Source organism: Streptomyces sp. JB150 (assembly GCF_011193355.1).
GTDB lineage: Bacteria > Actinomycetota > Actinomycetes > Streptomycetales > Streptomycetaceae > Streptomyces.
Genome location: NZ_CP049780.1, coordinates 5966687 through 5983538, shown reverse-complemented (window position 1 = coordinate 5983538; position 16852 = coordinate 5966687). Strand labels below are relative to the sequence as shown.

Sequence of the window (16852 nt, the reverse complement as noted above, 5' to 3'; positions counted from 1 at the left end):
GCGGACCGCGTCGGTCTCAGTCCACTGTCACCATCTCGCGCGGGGTGTCGTTCAGGCGGCGGCCGCCGTCCTCGGTGACGGTCACGATGTCCTCGATGCGGACGCCGAAGCGGCCGGGGAGGTAGACGCCGGGCTCCACCGAGAAGCACATGCCGGGCGCCAGGGGCTGTTCCTCGCCCTCGATCATGTACGGCGGTTCGTGGGTGGTGACGCCGATGCCGTGGCCGGTGCGGTGGATGAAGTACTCGCCGTACCCGGCGTCGGCGATGACCGCGCGGGCCGCCCGGTCGACCTCCTGGCAGGCCACACCGGGCCGCACCGCGCGGAACCCCGCCTCCTGCGCCTCACGGACGATGTCGTGGACCCGGCGCTCCTCGTCGGTGGGTTCGCCGACGTGGACCGTACGGGAGGTGTCGGAGCCGTAACCGTCCTTGAGGCCGCCGAAGTCGAGGACGATCATGTCGCCGCGTTCGATGACCCGGTCGCCCGCCTCGTGGTGCGGATTGGCGCCGTTCGGGCCGGAGGCGACGATGGTGAAGTCGACCTGCTGGTGACCGAAGCGGCGCAGCAGGCCGGCGAGGTCGGCGGCGACGTCGGACTCCCGGCGCCCGCCGAAGGGAACCTTCCGGATCTCCTCGAACGTGGCGTCTGCGGCGGCCCCCGCAGCTGCCAGGAGACGCAGTTCCGCCTCGTCCTTGACCGCGCGGAGCATGGGCAGGGCCTCGGTGAGGGACGCGTACGAGGTGCCGGGCAGCGCCTTCTGCAGGCCGAGCAGGTGCATGGCCCAGGTGTTGTCGCTGATGCCGAAGGTGCCGGTGGCGTCGAGGAGGGCGGCGGTGGCGGCGTAGGGGTCCTTGCCGTCGGTCCAGTCGCGCAGGGTCAGCGCGGGCGCGCCGGCGGCCTTCTCGGCGTCGGGCGCCTCCAGGGTGGGGACGACGAGGACGGGGTCCCGGCCGACGGCGAGGACCAGCAGGGTGAGCCGTTCGGTGACCGCGGTGGGCGCGTAGCCGGTGAGCCACGCGAGGTCGGGCCCCGGGGCGACGAGCAGCCCGGCCAGCCCGGCGTCGGCGGCGGCCCGCGCGGCGCGCTCCATGCGGGCCCGGTAGTCGTCGGCGGTGAAGGGCGCGGCCGCGCCCCTGCCCGCGGGTGTGCTGCTGCCGGTCATCCGGGCCTCCTCGGCGGGTGCGGGAACCACGGGCAGCATCCTGCCCGGACAGCGGGGGCCGCGCGAGCCGGTGCGTGGCGCTTTCACGGACGGCGGACGGGGGCGCGGCCTTGGCGGACGGGGGTCCGGCCGCGGCGGGAGATCCGGCCGCGGCGGGAGAGTGCACGGCCCTTGGCGGGAGGGTGCACGGTGGGGGCGGATGGGTGCGCGGCTGCGGCGGGTGGGTGCGCGGCTGCGGGAGGCGGGGCCTTGGCGGCGGTTCCTCGTCACGGCGGGGGTCCGCGGTGGCGGCTCAGCTGTCGAGGGCCATGCGGACGCCGAGGACGAGCAGCACCCCGCCGGAGACCTGCTCCAGCCGCCGGCGCACCCCGGCGCGGGAGAGGAAGGCCTTCATCCGGCCGACGAACCACACGTACAGGCCGTAGTAGCCGATCTCGAAGACGGCCCAGACGGCGGCGAGGCCGACCATGGCGGGCAGGTGCGGGGCGCCCTCCGGGACGAACTGCGGGAGGAAGGAGAGCGCGAAGACGGCCGCCTTGGGGTTGGCGAGGTTGAGCAGCAGTCCCGCGCGGTAGGCGGACCAGCCGCTGCGCTCGACGTCCTGCCAGACCTCGGCGGCCTCGCCGGTGTGCCGCATCCGGTGGGCCTGGCGCAGGGCCTGGACGCCGAACCAGACGAGGACGACCGCGCCGGCGACGCGCATCACGTCGTACGCCACTTCGGAGGCGGTCAGCAGGGCGGTGAGGCCGAAGGCGGCGGCCACGCCCCAGACGAAGACGCCGGTCTCGTTGCCGAGCACGGTCAGGAAGCCGGAGCGGCGGCTGCGCAGCGACTGCTTGATGATCAGCACGGTGCTCGGTCCGGGCGAGGCCGCGATCAGGGTGCAGGCGCCGAGGAAGGCGAGGAGGGTGCTCAGCATGGGGCTCATCGTCGCTCCGCGCGGCGGGGGCCGACCAGTGGTTTTCGGCGCGTGACGCGCACCGCCGCGGCCCGTACCGGCTCCTCCCCGGCGTGGTGCCCCGCGCGGTCAGGTCAGGACGCCGGGAACGATCGTGAGCCGCCGGTGGCCGCCGCCCCGGTGGCGCACCGTCAGCGTGACGCGCTCGCCGGGGCGGGCCCGGTGCACGGCCTCGACCAGGTCGGCCGCCGAGTCGACGCGGATGCCGTCGAAGGTGAGCAGGACGTCGCCGCGGACCAGGCCCGCCGCGTATCCCGGGCCGGGCATGTGGACCCCGACGACCTGGGCGCCGGACGTCCCCGCGTCCACGACCTCCAGGCCGAGGATCGCCCTGGCGGGTGACGGGGCGGGCGCGGGTGACGCGGACGCGCCGGGGCGTGCGGGCGCGGACCGCGTGCCCGGCCGCACCGGCCGCCCCGGCTCACCCCTCTGCCCCGTCTGGCCTGACTGGCCGGCCCGGTCTGCCTGGTCTGCTTGATCCGACTGGCCCGTCTGGCCCGTCTGGCCCGGTCGCTGCTGGAGTTCCGCGAGGGTCCTCACACCGATCACGGTGGCCCCGACCGTGCCGAGGCCGACCCCGGACAGCAGCAGGGCCGTCCCGGCGAACAGGCCGAGCAGCAGGGTCGTGAGCCGCCGGCCGCCCCGGCGCACCGCGTGCGGGCGCCGGACGGAGCCGGCGGGGCGGCCTGTGCCGCCGCCGGGCTCCTGACCGGGCATCGGCTTGGGACGCAGCGCACTCTGTTCCATCAATCGCCTCCGGCTGGTGCTCTACCCGGGGCACCCGCGCGCGACGTGCCACGAACGAGTGAGACTGACCGGTGGCCAGGGGCGGGAAGGTCTCGGTACTTCGCGCAGACGCCCCGCGCGGGCACCTCACACAGGCACCCCGCGCGGGCACCTCACGCGCGGACGAGCAGCGCGTCCGCGAGGCCCGCCGCCGCTCCCCTCGGCGGCCCCGCGAACACCAGTTCCGTACGGTGGACGACGCGCGGGGCGACGACGGGGACGGCGACCGCGCCCGGGACCGGGACGGCCGCCGCGCGGGGCAGCACCGTCAGCCCGTGGCCGGCGGCGGCCAGTGCCGTGAGCACGCGCAGGTCGGTGCCCTCGTAGCGCAGGGCGGGGCGGAAACCACGGCCGCCCGCGGCCGCGCGCAGCTGGGCCAGCGGCAGGCCGGCGTCGGGGGCGTCCAGCCAGCGGGCGTCGGCGAGGTCGCCGAGGCGCAGTCCGCTGCGGCCGGCCAGCGGATGGCCGGCGGGCAGCAGTACGCAGACCGGTTCCTCGCCGACGCCCTCGGTGGTCAGCGGCGCCACGTCGGGCAGCCGCAGCGGGTCGCTGGGGGCGGCCAGGCCGTCGACGAGACCCAGGTCCGCGGCGCCGGTGGCGACGGCCGCGGGGACCTCCTCGCGGGTGCGGACCCGGAGGGTGACGCCGGCGGGCGGGAGGGCGGCGAGGACGCGGGGGCCGAGCGCGGTCGGGGTGGCGGCGAGGCTCAGTCCGTGCGAGGGCGCCGCCGCGATCCGGGACACGTCCGCGCGGGCCGCGTCGAGGCGGAGCAGCAGCGGGCCCGCGTGTTCCAGGAGCCGTTGCCCGGCGGCGGTGGGGGCCACGGGGCGGCGGGTCAGCAGGGGCGCGCCGAGGTCCTGTTCGAGGGCGGCGATGTGCTGGGACACCGCGGACTGGGTGTAGCCCAGCTCCCGCGCGGCCTCGGAGAAGGAGGCGAGGCGGGCGACGGTGACGTAGGTGCGCAGGAGGTGCGGGTCCATGGGGGCCACCCTCTCATCAGCGATGCTTATCGAGAGTGCAGAGATCATCGTTGGACGTGAACGAGCGGCCGCGCGGAGGATGAACGCCATGACACCGACCGCAGCCCGCCCCGCATCACACATCGCATCTCACATCGCGCCGCACCCCGCCCCTCATCCCGCGTCTGGCACCTCGGCTCGCCCCGTGCGGGTCGCCCTGGTCGGCGACCGCACGCCCAACGTCGTCTCGCACGCCCGCGTTCCGCGGCTGCTCGACGCGCTCGCCGCGCGTGACCGGCTCGTCCTCGACCCGTACTGGATCCCCTCCGGGGACGCCGAGGCCGACGGCGCGCTGCGCGGGTTCGACGCCGTGTGGGTGGTGCCCGGCAGCCCGTACCGCAGCGAGGCGGGCGTGCTCGCCGCGATCCGCACCGCGCGGGAGGAGGGCATCCCGTTCCTCGGCACGTGCGGCGGCTTCCAGCACGCGCTGCTGGAGTTCGCCCGCGCGGTGTGCGGCCTGACCGGGGTCGCGCACGCCGAGAACGACCCCGGCGCCGATGACTTCCTGATCGAGCCGCTGGCCTGCTCGCTGGCCGGCCACGAGGCCGTCGTACGGCTGGAGCCGGGCTCCCTGATCCACTCCCTCCTCGGCTCGGAGCGCACGGTCGAGCGCTACTCCTGCAACTACGGCCCCTCCCGGCACCTGGACACGCTGCGCGCGCACGGGCTGCGCTTCTCCGGCCGGGACGACGGCGGCGCCGTCCGCATCGCCGAACTTCCGGGGCACCCCTTCTTCGTCGCCACGCTGTTCCAGCCGGAGCTGTCCGGCGACGGCTCGCAGCCGCACCCGGTGATACGGGCGCTGGCGCGGGCCGCGGCCTGGCACGCCGCCGCGCGGGAGGCACGTCAGCCGGTCTGACCCGCGCGCCCCACCCGCGCGCCGCCCCAGTGGCCGTCCGCGGGGCGGCACGCGGTCGTCCGTGGCCTCAGCCCGTGTGGCCCTCGCCGTGGCCGCCGTGGGCCCCGCCGTGGTCGAACCTCAGCGCCTCGGGCGGCATGACCACGAAGGGCCGCATCATGCCCATGTCCTCGTGTTCGAGGAGGTGGCAGTGGTACATGAAGCGGCCGTACGCCCCGTCGAAGCGGCCCATGACGCGCAGCATCTGGTCCCCCGGCACCCGGAACGTGTCCTTGTACCCGCGTTCGTTGGGGGCGAGGGGGATGCGGGTGCGCGCGTCGTAGCGGATCGGGCTGCGGGTGCCGCCGATCTCCGGGTCGAAGCCCGAGACGTCGTAGGCGTCGCGGCCCAGGAGCTGGAAGTCGGCCAGGTCGATGTGCACTCCGTACGAGAACGTTCGGAGACGGCGCAGGGAAGGGGTGCGTCCGCTTCCTCTGTACCACCGGAGCCGTTGTCAGTGGCGGCTGTTACGTTCTGCGACATGACCGAGCACGCGCTGCGGCAGCGGCAACAGGACCGCCGGCTGGCCGCCCTGGCCGCCCCTGTGGGAGCCGGTGCTGGCGCGGGGCCGCGCCGATCTGGCACTGCTGCGGGACGGCGGCCCGGACGCCTCGGATGTGCTGCGGGCCGTGGCGGCGGATCCGGTGCGGCGCCGGCTGGTGCTGCGCGCCGCGCAGTTCGACCGCGCGGAGGGTGATCCGCCGCTGCTGCGGGCGGAGGCGCGGGCGTCGATGACGGACGAACTGCGGCTGGCGGCCGTCCTGGTGGGGCTGCGCGGGGACCCCGGGGACGTGCCGCTGCTGCACGCGGTGCGCGAGACGGACTTCGACACCCGTTGCGGTCTCGGCGACATCCCCGCGCTCGACGCGGACGGGGCGGAACTGCGCGCGTGGGCACGGCGGACGGACGAGGCGCTGTTCGGCACGGACCCCACCGAGGAGCCGCTGTCGACATGGACGGAGCCGGCGCGGGACCAGGGGCTGACCACGCTCGCCCGGGTGGCCCTGATCCGCCGGCTCGACGCGATCGAGCTGAACCAGAGCCTGCTGCGGTCGCCGGGTGACCCGACGCGACCGGACCCCTCGCCGCTGCGGGGGATCGCCCACGAGCTGGAGGAACTCGGCGACCTCGGCCAGGCGTCGCGCGCCCGGCGCCAGTACGCCGCCCTCCAGGACACCGGGTGGGACCGCGCGTCGGCCCGTCTCCGCCAGGCCGCGCTGGAGCGCCGTACGGGCCGGCTCGGCCGGGCGGTGCGGTCCCTGGCCTCGGTCAGGGACGCCCTGGCGGACGCCGAGAGCGTTTCAGGGCACAGCCGGCGGCGGGTGGACCTCGGCCTGTTCGTCGCCCGGGAGCACTGCACACTGAACGGCGCCCTGGCCGACGCGGACCGGCCGGAGGAGGCCCGCGCCCTGCTCGCGCTCGCGGAGGAGATACGCGGCGGGCTCCCGGAGGCCGCCGCCCACGGCGTGGGCCAGCTCGCCGCGGCGACGGCTGCGAGAGTTGGGGCGATCAGCTGACCCACGCGGGGACGGGCACCGCCGGCGCGCGGTCCGGGAGGAAGCCGTGGGCCCGGCCGGCCAGCCAGTCGGCTTTGTAGCGGTCCACCGCGCGATGCCAGTTCAGGATGCCGGCCATCCAGTTCCGCAGCGCGTTCACATAGCTCTCCAGCCCGGCGCGGGCCTCGTCGGACAGGTCGAAGTCCTCGTGGACGACAGGCAGTTCCGTCGCCACCACGTGCTCGAACTGCTCCATGCGCTGGTTCATCAGGTCGGCGACGATGCCGAGGGCGGTCGGGTAGTCGATGCCGAAGAAGTTCTGCACGACCAGGATCGCATTGTGGATCTCCCCCTCGTACTCGATCTCCTTCTGGTACGAGAAGACGTCGTTGAGGAGGCAGGCGAAGTCGACGGCCGCGTTCTCCATGGAGCGCACCGGGCCGCTGCGGTAGACCTCCGGCGGGACCGAGGGACCGTGGCCCATGCGGCACAGGTTCATCGTCATGTCGGAGCCGAAGGTGGCGCGGCGCATCTCCAGGTAGTCGACGGGGTCGGGAATGCGGTTCTGGATCTGGTTCGCCAGCTCCCACAGCCAGCTCTCCGTCATCACGTTCACGGAGTTCTTCAGGACGCGGCGGGCGTCCTCGTCCATCCCCGCGGTGGTGCGCCGCCACAGGTCGCTCAGGGCGCGCTCCATGCCGTTCACCGGGACGACCGGCGTCTCGCCGGCCAGCGGCATGCAGGCCGCCAGGCGTTCGGTGGTCAGGCGCGCGGCGGCGAGGTCGCGGCGGTGCCCGAAGACCAGCGGGTAGTAGTCGTCGCCGTAGGTGCCCCAGGCCAGCCACTGGGCGCTGAGGTCGAGCGCCTCGTCGGAGCCGTCCGGGTCGAGCCCGGCGGAGCACAGCGGCAGGTCGTAGGCGTGCAGCTTGTCCTCGTCCCAGACGCCCTCGCTGAGGATGCCCATCCGGTGCGCCCAGGGCAGCAGGCGCGCGCGGGCGCCGTCGAGGCCGGGGTTGAGGCGCAGCGGGAACGGCATGCGGATGTCGGGGATGCGGGACGGGCCGACCTTCTGGTACGGCCGGTGGGTGTAGGCGCGCAGCCGCTCCGCCCCGGCCGAGGCGAGCAGGCCGCGGATGTCGGTGCCGGAGGTGCCGAGCACGCCGAGGACCTGCCCGGGGCCGGTCGCGGTGGCGTTCTCGTTCATGTAGCGGCTGGAGCGCATGTGCCACTCGTGGCCGCCGGACTGCCAGTCCTGGAGTCCCTTGGTGTACGCGGCCACCGCGGCGACCTCGGCCGGGGTGAGCCCCTTCTCCAGGGCCAGCGCGGGCACTTCGGTGAGCGCGGTGTGCTCGAACTGGTGGAGCCGGGAGGTGAGGACGTCGTTGACGGTGTCGGCGGCCTCCTGGGTGGTGCAGCCGAAGAAGGTCTCCAGGACGAGCACGCCGTTGCTGTTCTCGCCCTCGTCCTCGACCTCCCGCTGGTAGGAGAACAGGTCGTTGCGCAGGTGCACGGCGTCCGAGAAGGTCTCCATCAGCACCCGCAGCGGGCGGGATCCGGCGACGGAGGCGGGCACCTCGGCGGTCGCGCACTCCACCAGACCCGCCGACCAGGGGGCGCCGCCGACCTTGCGGCGCATCTCGATGTACTCGACGGGGTTGGCGATCCGCCCCTCGTTGATGTTGGACAGCTCCCACAGGGACTCGTTGAGCAGGTGCTCGGTGGCGACGGCGAACCGGTGCCGCCAGTCGGCCGACATGGACGGCACCGTGCGGGCCCACAGGTCGGCGAGGCCCGCCTCGACCGGGTTCTGCGGCGCGGGCACGGGGGCGGCCGGGTCCAGGGGCATGAACAGCGGCAGCCGGTCCAGGTAGGCCTTGCCGCCGGCGCGGTCCTGGCTGCGCTTGAACGTCTCCAGGAAGTGGTCGTCGAAGAAGAACACCCACACGTACCAGTCGGTGATGAGCGAGAGGGCGTCCGCGTCGCAGTCGGGGTGGGTGTAGGCGCAGAGCAGTCCGTAGTCGTGCGCGTCGAGGTCGGCCTGCTCCCAGATCCCGGAGCCCTCCAGCATGCCCATCTCACGCGCCCACACCGTCGAGTGGGCGCGCGCCTCGTCGAGATGCGGGTTCAGCCGCGCGGGATACGGCATGTAGAAGTGCGGGAGTTCGAAGGGCTGCGTCATGGCCGGGCCCTACCCCCGCCCCCGGCGGGGTATCCGCGCGGCCGCACATGATCACACCATCGCGTGAATAGCGCCCGGTCCGGGAGCGCGGGCGGGAGCGGGTCCGTTCCTCCCGTGTACGCACTCGTGTTCCTCGCTCGTGCGCACTCTTGCCGCCCCTTCGACCTCCCGCCACGGTGGTGCCCATGACGTCCTTCGAGCTCCCCCACGAACTGCACGGCGACGGGGCCCACAAGGTGTTCGCCGTGCACGGTTGGTTCGCCGACCGCTCCGCGTACGCGCCGGTGCTGCCGGACCTGGACCGGACGGCGTTCCAGTACGCGCTGGTCGACCTGCGCGGCTACGGCGAGGCCCGCGACGCCCCGGGCGAGTACACGACCCGGGAGGCCGCCGTGGACCTGGTGGAGCTGGCCGGCCGGCTGGGCTGGGAGCGGTTCTCGGTGGTGGGGCACTCGATGGGCGGCGCGGTCGCCCAGCGGCTGCTCGCCGTCGCCCCGCACCGCATACACCGGATCGTGGGCGTCTCACCGGTGCCGGCCTCGGGGCTGGCGCTGCCGCCGGAGCAGTGGGAGTTGTTCGCCGACGCCGCGCACCGGCCGGAGAACCGGCGGGCCATCATCGACATCACCACGGGCGGGCGCCGCCCCGCCGCCTGGCTGGACCGGATGGTCGCGCGCTCGCTGGCGTGCAGCGACCCGAAGGCGTTCCGCGCCTGGCTGGACTCCTGGGCGCGGGACGACTTCCACGACCGTGTCGAGGGTGCGACGGTCCCGGCGCTCGCGATCGCCGGGGCGCTCGACCCCGCGCTGTCGGCGGACCTGCTCCGGCAGACCTGGTTGGCCTGGTATCCGCGCGCCGAAGTGCGGGAACTGCCCTGCGCGGGGCACTACGCGATGGACGAGACGCCGCTGGAGCTGATCCGGGTGGTGGAGGACTTCCTGCGGGCGGACGGCACCGGCTCCGGCACCGGCCCCGAGGGCGGGCCCGCATGACCCCGTCCGACGCGCCGCCCCCGTGCCGCCCGCGTCCGGCGTCCTCGGCCCCCGCCCCCGGCAGTGCGCCGCCGCCGTGCCCCGCGACGCCTACCGCACTCCGCGCGGCCGTCGCCGGGGAGGCGATACGCGCGTTGCCGGTGCCGCGGACCGGCGGGCCGCCGCGCCGCCGAGCCGGCCTGGTGCCGGACTTCGTCAACGGCGGATCGCTGCCGGTGCGGATCGTCCCGTGACGGTCGCGCCCGCCGCGTTCACCGTCCGACCTGGATCAGCGCGTGGGTGCCGGCGGTGCGCCAGTGGTCTCCCTCGGCGGCGGTCAGCGTGGCCTCGGTGGCGGCGTCGAGGCCGCAGACGACCTCCGACTTCAGGGTGCGCAGGGCGGCGACGGGTCCGGGGAAGTAGGCCGTGAGGTCGGCGAAGGGGGTGGTCGGGGGCCAGCGCCGGTCGCCCACCAGGCGGCGGTAGTTGAGGTCGCCCTTGACCACGGTCAGGGTGGCGGCGGCGAACTCGGCGCGCAGGTCGTCCGGCATCTCGGCGTAGGGCAGCGGGGCGGCGGAGAAGCGGTGGGCGCGGACGGTGAGCCGGCCGTCGGTCATCGCCGTCCACAGGCGCCGCCCGTAGGCCGCGGCCGCGCCGGGCGCCGAGGTCAGCCGGCGCAGGGCGTCGAGGACGTCGGCGGTGGTGGCGTCGGAGACGTAGTACGGGTAGGGCTTGACGTGCAGGACGGCCCGGGCGACGCGGCCCCGGTCGAGGAGGTCGGCGATGAGCAGGAGGTCGGGGATGAGTTCGCGGCCCGCGTTGTCGGCGACGAGGCAGAGGGTGCCCGTGCCGGAGGGCGGGAGCAGTGACCAGAGGACGTCGCTGTCGTCGGCGAGCAGGCCGGGGGCGGCGTCCCGGGTGTCGGCGCCCTCGGCGGAGAGGCGGAAGCCGAGGTCGGCGCGGTTGCCCCAGAGGGAGCCGTGGAGCAGGGCGCGGCTGCGTTCGTCGGCGGGGCGGCCCGCGAGGGCGTCGAGGGCGGCCAGTTCCTCGTCGGTTCCGGGTGCGTCGAGTTCGGCGAGCTTGGCCGGGCGGAAGGGGTCGATGCCGTGCCAGGGGCCGGGGGTGAAGTAGCCGGTGGCTTGCAGGAGGAGCCGGTAGAAGTAGCTCTCGGACCACAGCCAGGGGAGGTCGAACCAGGACTGTCCGGTGTGGGTGTTGAGTCCCCAGTCCCGCCAGCGGCTCAGGTCCGGGGCGTCGGTGGGGAGGGGTGCGACGACGCCGTGGGTGCACTGGGCGAGCAGGGCGTCGAGGGCGCGGCGCCGGTCGGGGTCGTACGGGGTGGACTCCCGTACCTGCCGGATGATCGCGGGGTGGCGCTCGGCCAGCACACCGTGGGGGAACGAGCCGGTCCGGTCGGCGCGGAGCACGGGCGGCGCGGGGGCGGTGTCGGGCATGCGGCTCACCGTATCGCGCGGGGTGCCGGGGGTGCGGGGGCGCGGCGTGCGCTCGCTCGACGCGTCCGGGAAGAACGGGGCTCGCCGCTCGCACGGCTCCGGTCTCGCGCTGCTGCCGTACGTCTCACACCGTTCTGGTCTCGCGCTCGAGTTGGGCGACCAGGCTGAGGTAGCGCGGGCGGCGGGTCACCGGCACGAGGCCGCGGACCAGGACGTACCACATCTCGGCGACCCTGCGGGGCAGGCGCACGTACGGTTCGAGGGTGCGGCCCATGACGCGGGTGCCGACGAAGAAGCCGACGAGGGAGTGGGCGACGGCGTCTATGTCGATGTCCGGATGGACGTCGCACTCCTTGACCGCGCCCGCGAGTTTGCGGGAGGCGATCTCCAGCCACTCGGTGAACGGGTGCGGCAGCGGCGGCCGTACGCCCACGCCCGCGGTGGCCAGGCGCAGTCCGGCGCGGGCGACCGGCCCCTCGACGGCGAGCCGGGCGATGCCGAAGGTGATGCGCATCAGGGCTTCGAGCGAGGAGCAGTTGCGATCGTCCACCTCGCGGGCCAGCCGGCGCGAGGCCTGGGACTGGATCTCCATGATGGCGTGGGCCAGGTCTTCCTTGGCCGCGAAGTGGAAGTAGAGGGCGCCCTTGGTGACGTGGGCGTGCTCGACGATGTCGCTGAGGCTGGTCGATTCGTAGCCGTGCCGGTCGAACAGGTCGGCGGCGGCCGCGATAATCGTCGCCCGGGTCTGTTCGGCGCGTAACTGCCTCGCCATCGTCTCGACTCTCCTGGCTGAAAAGAACGGGCCACGCCGTTTGTTACTTACGGGGTGTACACGATAACTCACAGGCCGCTGGCATGTGCCGGACCGTCGGTTTCCGCACCGCCTCCCCACGGACGAGTTGACGCAGTTCATCGTAGCTCCAGCCAGGGGCGATGCAGGAGGGCATGGACGGGCAGATTCCGAACCGACGGCTCGGCATATGACAAAGTCGCCCTCGAAAAAACCGGATGAGCGGTTCTTTTCAAACGGCAACCACAGAAGAGAACAAGAAAAAAGGCGGGCCGAACGGTGCCCATCCGCACCGTCCGGCCCGCCCGCTCGGGGAGGTTGTTCAGTTCTCGGTCAGAACGTCAGCTTCCAGCTGTTGAGGCGGCCGGTGTCCTGCGCGGCCACATCCTGCACGCGCAGCTTCCAGGTGCCGTTGGCGACCTCGCCGGAGGCGTTCACCGTGTAGGTGGTCAGGACGTTGTCGGCGGAGTCCGAGGAGCTGGAGGACTTCAGCCGGTAGGCGGTGCCGTCCGGCGCCACCAGGTCGATGACCAGGTCACCGCGGTAGGTGTGGGTGATGTCCACGCCCACCTGGAGGGCGGAGGGGGCGTTGCCGCTGCGGCCGGTGACGGTGATCGGGGACTCGACCGCCGAGCCGGCGTCCGGGATGTTCACCGCGGTGGTGCTGGTGAAGGTGGTGCCGCCGGTGGATCCGCCGGAGCCGGTCACCGCCTGCACGGTCTTGGTGGCGTCGGCGAGACCCGCGCCGCAGCCGCCGGAGCAGGCGCCGGGCAGCGGACGGGCGTTGGCCTTGATCGCCGACTCGATCTGGGCCGGGGTGAGGGCGGAGTTGGCCGACTTCATCAGCGCGGCGAGGCCCGCGACGTGCGGGGTGGCCATGCTGGTGCCCTGGTAGAAGGCGTACGACTCGGTCGACGGCGTCTTGGTGCCGGAGTTCAGCGTGGAGTAGATGCCGTTCGCGGTGCCGGTGCTGGTCTGGCCGCCGGGCGCCGAGATGTCGATCAGGGAGCCGTAGTTGGAGTAGGAGGCCTTCGCGCCGGTGCGGTTGGTCGCGGCGACCGAGATCACGTTGTTGCAGTTGCCCGGCGAGTGGTTGGCCACGTTCTCGTTGTCGTTGCCCGACGCGACGACCACCGTGGTGCCGCGGCCGACGGCCGCGTTGATGGCGTTCTGGGTGGCGCTGGTGCAGGCACCGTCGCCGCCGAGGCTCATGTTGATGACCTTGGCGACGTTGGTGTTGGCGGGCACGCCGGAGACGGTGCCGCCGGACGCCCAGGTGATGGCGTCGATGATGTCGGAGTCGTAGCCACCGCACTTGCCGAGGACGCGGATCGGGGAGATCTTCGCGCCGTAGGCGATGCCCGCCATGCCCTTGGCGTTGTTGGTCACCGCGGCGATGGTGCCGGCGACGTGAGTGCCGTGCCAGGAGGAGTTGGAGGCGGGGACGCCCGCGCCGCACTCGCCCGCGGCGTACCAGTCGCCGGGGTCGGCGGGGTCGCTGTCGCGGCCGTTGCCGTCGACGGCGACGGCGGTGTCGGCGATGAAGTCGTAGCCGCCGACGATGTTCGCGGCGAGGTCGGAGTGGGCGACGTAGCCGGTGTCGATGACGGCGACGGTGACGCCGGTGCCGGTGGTGGTGTTCCAGGCGCCGGGCACGTTCATGCCGGCGGTGGTCTCGAAGAGGTCCCACTGCTTGGCGTAGTCGGTGTCGTTCGGGGTGGCCTGCGGCTTGTTCAGGCGGTCCGGGACGACGTAGGCGACCTGCGGGTCGGCCTGGTACTCGGCGATGACGTCGGCGACGTCCGCCTTCGTCAGGTCGTCGCCGAGGTCGACGAGGGCGGCGCCGGTGCCGAGGCGGCGCTGGAAGTCCAGCTTCTCGCCGGCCTCCTTGCCCTTGGCGACGGCGTCGGCCTCGGCGGCCTTGTTCGACTTGGCCTCGGAGGCGCCGGACTCGTAGCCGACGATGAGGCGTTCGGCGACGACGCCGGGGGCGGCCTCGGTGCGGGTGGCGAGGTCGGCGGCGGCCTGCGGGGAGGAGGCCTGGGGAGCGGGCGCGGGGTCCTGGGCGGCGGCGACCGAGGTGGTGCCAGCCGTGATCAGCGCCGCGGAGAGGGCGGCGGCGGATATCAGCTTGCGTCGCAGGGACGGGGAAGTACGCAAGGGCGTGCCTTTCGCGTGCCGGACTCCGGGCAGCTCGGAGCGGCGATCGGGCGCTTCGTCGTCGAAGCGGAGGGGGGCTTACCGAAAAGCGAGCGCGGTGGCCGGCCAGGCGCGAAGTGCGTCAGCTGTGCAAGGGGTTACCTGTGGGTCAGCTGTGCTCGAACGATAGGCAAAGAGAAGGTCACAGGGATACAGGGGAAACCCTCGATCCGGCCGGAAACCCACCCTCGCCGTCCACGAGTTGCCCCCTTGTGACCGGCTTTGACCGCTACAGCTCCGCCAAGGTCGTCAGCAGCTCCTGTGCCCGCTCCAGGTCGGGCGTCAGGGGCCGGTCCTCGGTGCCGGCGGGCAGCGCCGCGGCGGCGACCGCGAGGACCGGCAGGCGGGGCGGGGAGGGGTGCAGCCGGAGGGCTCGTACGGCGGTGACCAGCTCACAGGCCAGGACGGTGCGGTAGGCGTCGACGGCGCGCAGGGTCTGGCGAGCGGCCTGGGAGGCGAAGCTCGCGGCCTCCTCCAGGCCGTGGGAGAGGACGGCGTGTCCGGCGGAGGCGGGGGTGGCGCTGGCACGCAGCTCGGCGAGGGCGGAGCCGGCCGTGTACTCGAGGATCATCGTGCCGGAGCTGCCCGCCGGGCCGGTGGCGAGGAACGCGGGCAGGCCGGTGAGGTCCGGGCGGCCGAGCGCGGTGAGCCGGGCGGCGGAGAGCTGGGCGGTCTGCAGCAGGGCGAGGTTCAGCGCGTCCAGGGCGAGGGCGAGCGGGGCGGCGTAGAAGCCGCCGTGGTGGTAGGCGGCGGTGCCGTCGGGGGCGATGAGCGGGTTCTCCGTCGGGCAGTTGATCTCCGTCTCGACGATCCGGCGCAGCGCGTCCGCCGCGTCCAGCGTGGGCCCGTGCACCTGGGGGAACGCCCGGAAACCGTACGGGTCCTGAATACGGCGCCCCGAGCCGGCCGGCCGCTTGGGCAGCCCGAGCAGCCGCCGCACCTCGGCGGCCGCGTGCGCCGCACCGGGGTAGGGGCGCAGCGCGTGCACCGGCGCGGCGTAGGTCTCCGGCGACCCGGACACCGCGGCGAGCGACAGCGCCGCCACGGCGTGCGTGGCCCGCAGCAGGACGCCGAGCGCGTGCGAGGCGAGCGCCGCCTGCCCGAGCACGAGCGCGTTGCTGCTGAGCAGGGCCAGCGCGTCACCGGGGCGGAGAGGGACGGGGGTGGGGGTGGGCGCGGGGGCGGTTGCGGGGGCCGTCCCAGGGGCGGGCGTCAAGCCGGAGTCGCGCCGGGGTTCGGGAACCGGGGCGGGGGCGAAAGCGGGAGAGGGATCGCCGCCGGGGACGGGGACGGGGACGCGGTCGGGGGTGGGAGGGGTGCGGGGGGTGGGGAAGTGCGGGGTCGGGGCGGGCAGCCAGGGGCGTTCGCCGAGGAGGGTGAGGCCGGTCGCCGCGAGGGCGGTGAGGTCGCCGGTGCCGAGGCCGCCGTATTCCGGGACCGCGGGGACGCGGCCGAGGCGCAGTGCCTCCACGAGGGCGTGGACGATGTCGGGGTGGATGCCGGAGCCGCCGGCCAGGAGCTGGTTGGCGCGGACGGCGAGCATCGCGCGGACCTGGCGGGCGGGCAGCAGGGCACCGGCGCCGCCCGCGTGGCTGCGCAGCAGACGCAGCCCGTGGTCCGCCTCGTCGTCCGGCCCGACCGGGACGGAGCGGTGCGCGCCGACGCCGGTGGCGCGCCCGTAGAGCCGGCCCGCGGCGGCGAGCCGCTGGGCCGCCCGCCAGGAGCGCCGGACCCGCTCCAGGGCGGTGGCCGGCACGTCCGGCACGGCCGCGCCGTCGGCGAGCCGGACCACGTCCTCGACGGTCAGTCCGGCACCGTCGAGGACGACGCCGGCCCGCGCGGGCGGCTCCGCCGGGTCGGGCCGCAGCGGCGGATCGTCCGTGGTGGTGCTCATCGGCGGGCGGTCGGTCAGTCGAGGCCGACCGACTTCAGCCAGCCCCGCGCCACGTCGAGCGGGTCCTTGTTCTCCAGCTGCACCTGGGTGTCGAGGTCGAGCAGCGTCTTGGTGTCGAGCTTGGCGGAGACGGCGTTGAGGGTGTCGACGCCCTTCTGGGAGAGGCCGCTCTTGTGGACCAGCGGGGTGACGTTGGCGAAGCCGAAGAGGTTCTTCGGGTCGCGCAGGACGACGAACTTCTCCTTGGTGATGGTCGGGTCGGTGGTGAAGATGTCCGCGGCCTGCACGGTGTTCTTCGCCAGCGCGGCCTGGGTCAGCGGCCCTCCGGCGTCCAGCGCCTTGAAGGACTTGAACTTCAGGCCGTACTCCTTCTCCAGTCCGACCAGCCCCTGGTGCCGCGTCTGGAACTCGGGCGAGCCGCCGATGACCAGGTCCGGCGCGATGTCCTTGAGGTCGGCGAGCGTCGACTCGGCGCTCAGGCCGTACTTCTCGGCCGTCTCGGCGTTGACCGAGACGGAGTCCTTGTCCTCGGCCGGCGCCGACTCCAGGAGCGTCAGCTTGGAGTCGAGCTTGGTCTTGACGGCGGCGTTCACCGACTCGGCGGACTTCTGCTCGGCGTCGGGGTCGAGGTAGGCGAGCAGGGAGCCGTTGTACTCCGGCAGGACGGTGATCGAGCCGTTCTTCAGCAGGCCGTAGGTGGTCTCGCGGCTGCCGATGTTGGGCTTGTAGGTGACCTTGATGCCCTTGGCCTTCAGGGCCTCGCCGTAGATGTCGGCGAGGAGGATGCTCTCGGCGAAGTTGTTGGAGCCGACGACGACGGTGCCGCCGTCCGCCTTGTCCTCCGCGAGCGGGTTGTCGGACCCGTCCTCGGACGAGCCGCAGCCCGCCAGCAGTGCCGTCGCCGCGGCGAGTGCGACGGCGGCCGCGCCGCGGTGTCTCCTGCTGGACCGGCTGCTGTTCACGCTGCTGCTCTTCACGGTAGAAGTCACGGTTTCCCGTTCCGGGCTGAGGGAGTGGTGGCGTTGCGCTGCCGTCGATCCAAT

At 73.9% G+C, this 16852-nt stretch carries 13 protein-coding genes and 1 pseudogene; 3 read left to right on the top strand and 11 right to left on the bottom strand.

The genetic code is table 11. The features are described 5' to 3' along the window. Positions 1 to 16: 16 nt before the first annotated feature. The 4 genes from G7Z13_RS27420 to G7Z13_RS27405 form a co-directional block, all read right to left on the bottom strand. Entirely contained in the window at positions 17 to 1165 is a 1149-nt protein-coding gene (locus G7Z13_RS27420; protein ID WP_166002893.1) for an aminopeptidase P family protein, read from the bottom strand. A 292-nt stretch (positions 1166 to 1457) separates the two neighbouring features. After that, complete coding sequence (locus tag G7Z13_RS27415) at positions 1458 to 2084, bottom strand: LysE family translocator (RefSeq protein WP_166002892.1); 627 nt, start codon at positions 2082 to 2084, stop codon at positions 1458 to 1460. A 108-nt stretch (positions 2085 to 2192) separates the two neighbouring features. Beyond that, positions 2193 to 2870, bottom strand: a complete 678-nt coding sequence (locus G7Z13_RS27410) for a PDZ domain-containing protein (protein ID WP_166002891.1) — start codon at positions 2868 to 2870, stop codon at positions 2193 to 2195. 152 nt (positions 2871 to 3022) lie between these two features. Next, positions 3023 to 3889 carry a LysR family transcriptional regulator gene (locus G7Z13_RS27405; RefSeq protein ID WP_166002890.1) on the bottom strand — a complete coding sequence of 289 codons (867 nt, stop codon included), beginning with the start codon at positions 3887 to 3889 and terminating at the stop codon, positions 3023 to 3025. A 184-nt stretch (positions 3890 to 4073) separates the two neighbouring features. Here G7Z13_RS27405 and G7Z13_RS27400 point away from each other — a divergent pair, with 184 nt between their 5' ends. Further along, positions 4074 to 4787, top strand: a complete 714-nt coding sequence (locus G7Z13_RS27400; protein ID WP_346768002.1) for a hypothetical protein — start codon at positions 4074 to 4076, stop codon at positions 4785 to 4787. Between the two features lie 67 nt (positions 4788 to 4854). Here the strand turns inward: G7Z13_RS27400 and G7Z13_RS27395 are convergent. Next, positions 4855 to 5214: pseudogene (locus tag G7Z13_RS27395) on the bottom strand (multicopper oxidase domain-containing protein); the annotation flags it as partial. Between the two features lie 166 nt (positions 5215 to 5380). On the opposite strand from G7Z13_RS27395, the gene G7Z13_RS27390 reads away from it, so the two are divergent. Beyond that, entirely contained in the window at positions 5381 to 6343 is a 963-nt protein-coding gene (locus G7Z13_RS27390; protein WP_166002888.1) for a hypothetical protein, read from the top strand. Here G7Z13_RS27390 and cyc2 read toward each other — a convergent pair. Then, complete coding sequence (cyc2, locus tag G7Z13_RS27385; RefSeq protein ID WP_166002887.1) at positions 6336 to 8501, bottom strand: germacradienol/geosmin synthase Cyc2; 2166 nt, start codon at positions 8499 to 8501, stop codon at positions 6336 to 6338. The two genes, G7Z13_RS27390 and cyc2, sit on opposite strands and share 8 nt — an antisense overlap. Positions 8502 to 8686: 185 nt before the next feature. Between cyc2 and G7Z13_RS27380 the strand changes: the two genes are divergently transcribed. Beyond that, a complete protein-coding gene (locus G7Z13_RS27380; RefSeq protein ID WP_166002886.1) occupies positions 8687 to 9493 on the top strand; it encodes an alpha/beta hydrolase in 807 nt (268 codons plus the stop codon). A gap of 251 nt (positions 9494 to 9744) precedes the next feature. On the opposite strand, the gene G7Z13_RS27375 is transcribed toward G7Z13_RS27380, so the two are convergent. The 5 genes from G7Z13_RS27375 to G7Z13_RS27355 all read right to left on the bottom strand — a co-directional run bounded on the left by G7Z13_RS27375 (position 9745) and on the right by G7Z13_RS27355 (position 16771). Further along, on the bottom strand, positions 9745 to 10926 hold the full coding sequence (locus G7Z13_RS27375; protein WP_166002885.1) for a damage-control phosphatase ARMT1 family protein: 1182 nt from the start codon (positions 10924 to 10926) through the stop codon (positions 9745 to 9747). A gap of 124 nt (positions 10927 to 11050) precedes the next feature. Continuing rightward, complete coding sequence (locus G7Z13_RS27370; RefSeq protein WP_166002884.1) at positions 11051 to 11698, bottom strand: ScbR family autoregulator-binding transcription factor; 648 nt, start codon at positions 11696 to 11698, stop codon at positions 11051 to 11053. Positions 11699 to 12049: 351 nt separating this feature from the next. Beyond that, positions 12050 to 13876: a S8 family serine peptidase gene (locus tag G7Z13_RS27365; protein WP_166002883.1), complete on the bottom strand. Its 1827-nt coding sequence runs from the start codon at positions 13874 to 13876 to the stop codon at positions 12050 to 12052. Between the two features lie 268 nt (positions 13877 to 14144). Further along, positions 14145 to 15809 (bottom strand): aromatic amino acid ammonia-lyase, encoded by a 1665-nt coding sequence (locus G7Z13_RS27360; protein WP_166002882.1) that lies wholly within the window; start codon positions 15807 to 15809, stop codon positions 14145 to 14147. Positions 15810 to 15823: 14 nt separating this feature from the next. Next, positions 15824 to 16771 carry an ABC transporter substrate-binding protein gene (locus G7Z13_RS27355; protein WP_240926358.1) on the bottom strand — a complete coding sequence of 316 codons (948 nt, stop codon included), beginning with the start codon at positions 16769 to 16771 and terminating at the stop codon, positions 15824 to 15826. Positions 16772 to 16852: the final 81 nt, after the last annotated feature.

Coding starts and splice junctions, on each gene's coding strand:
- G7Z13_RS27420 (WP_166002893.1), bottom strand. CDS start 1,165: ATGACCGGCAGCAGCACACCCGCGGGCAGGGGCGCGGCCGCGCCCTTC.
- G7Z13_RS27415 (WP_166002892.1), bottom strand. CDS start 2,084: ATGCTGAGCACCCTCCTCGCCTTCCTCGGCGCCTGCACCCTGATCGCG.
- G7Z13_RS27410 (WP_166002891.1), bottom strand. CDS start 2,870: ATGGAACAGAGTGCGCTGCGTCCCAAGCCGATGCCCGGTCAGGAGCCC.
- G7Z13_RS27405 (WP_166002890.1), bottom strand. CDS start 3,889: ATGGACCCGCACCTCCTGCGCACCTACGTCACCGTCGCCCGCCTCGCC.
- cyc2 (WP_166002887.1), bottom strand. CDS start 8,501: ATGACGCAGCCCTTCGAACTCCCGCACTTCTACATGCCGTATCCCGCG.
- G7Z13_RS27380 (WP_166002886.1), top strand. CDS start 8,687: ATGACGTCCTTCGAGCTCCCCCACGAACTGCACGGCGACGGGGCCCAC.
- G7Z13_RS27375 (WP_166002885.1), bottom strand. CDS start 10,926: ATGCCCGACACCGCCCCCGCGCCGCCCGTGCTCCGCGCCGACCGGACC.
- G7Z13_RS27370 (WP_166002884.1), bottom strand. CDS start 11,698: ATGGCGAGGCAGTTACGCGCCGAACAGACCCGGGCGACGATTATCGCG.
- G7Z13_RS27360 (WP_166002882.1), bottom strand. CDS start 15,809: ATGAGCACCACCACGGACGATCCGCCGCTGCGGCCCGACCCGGCGGAG.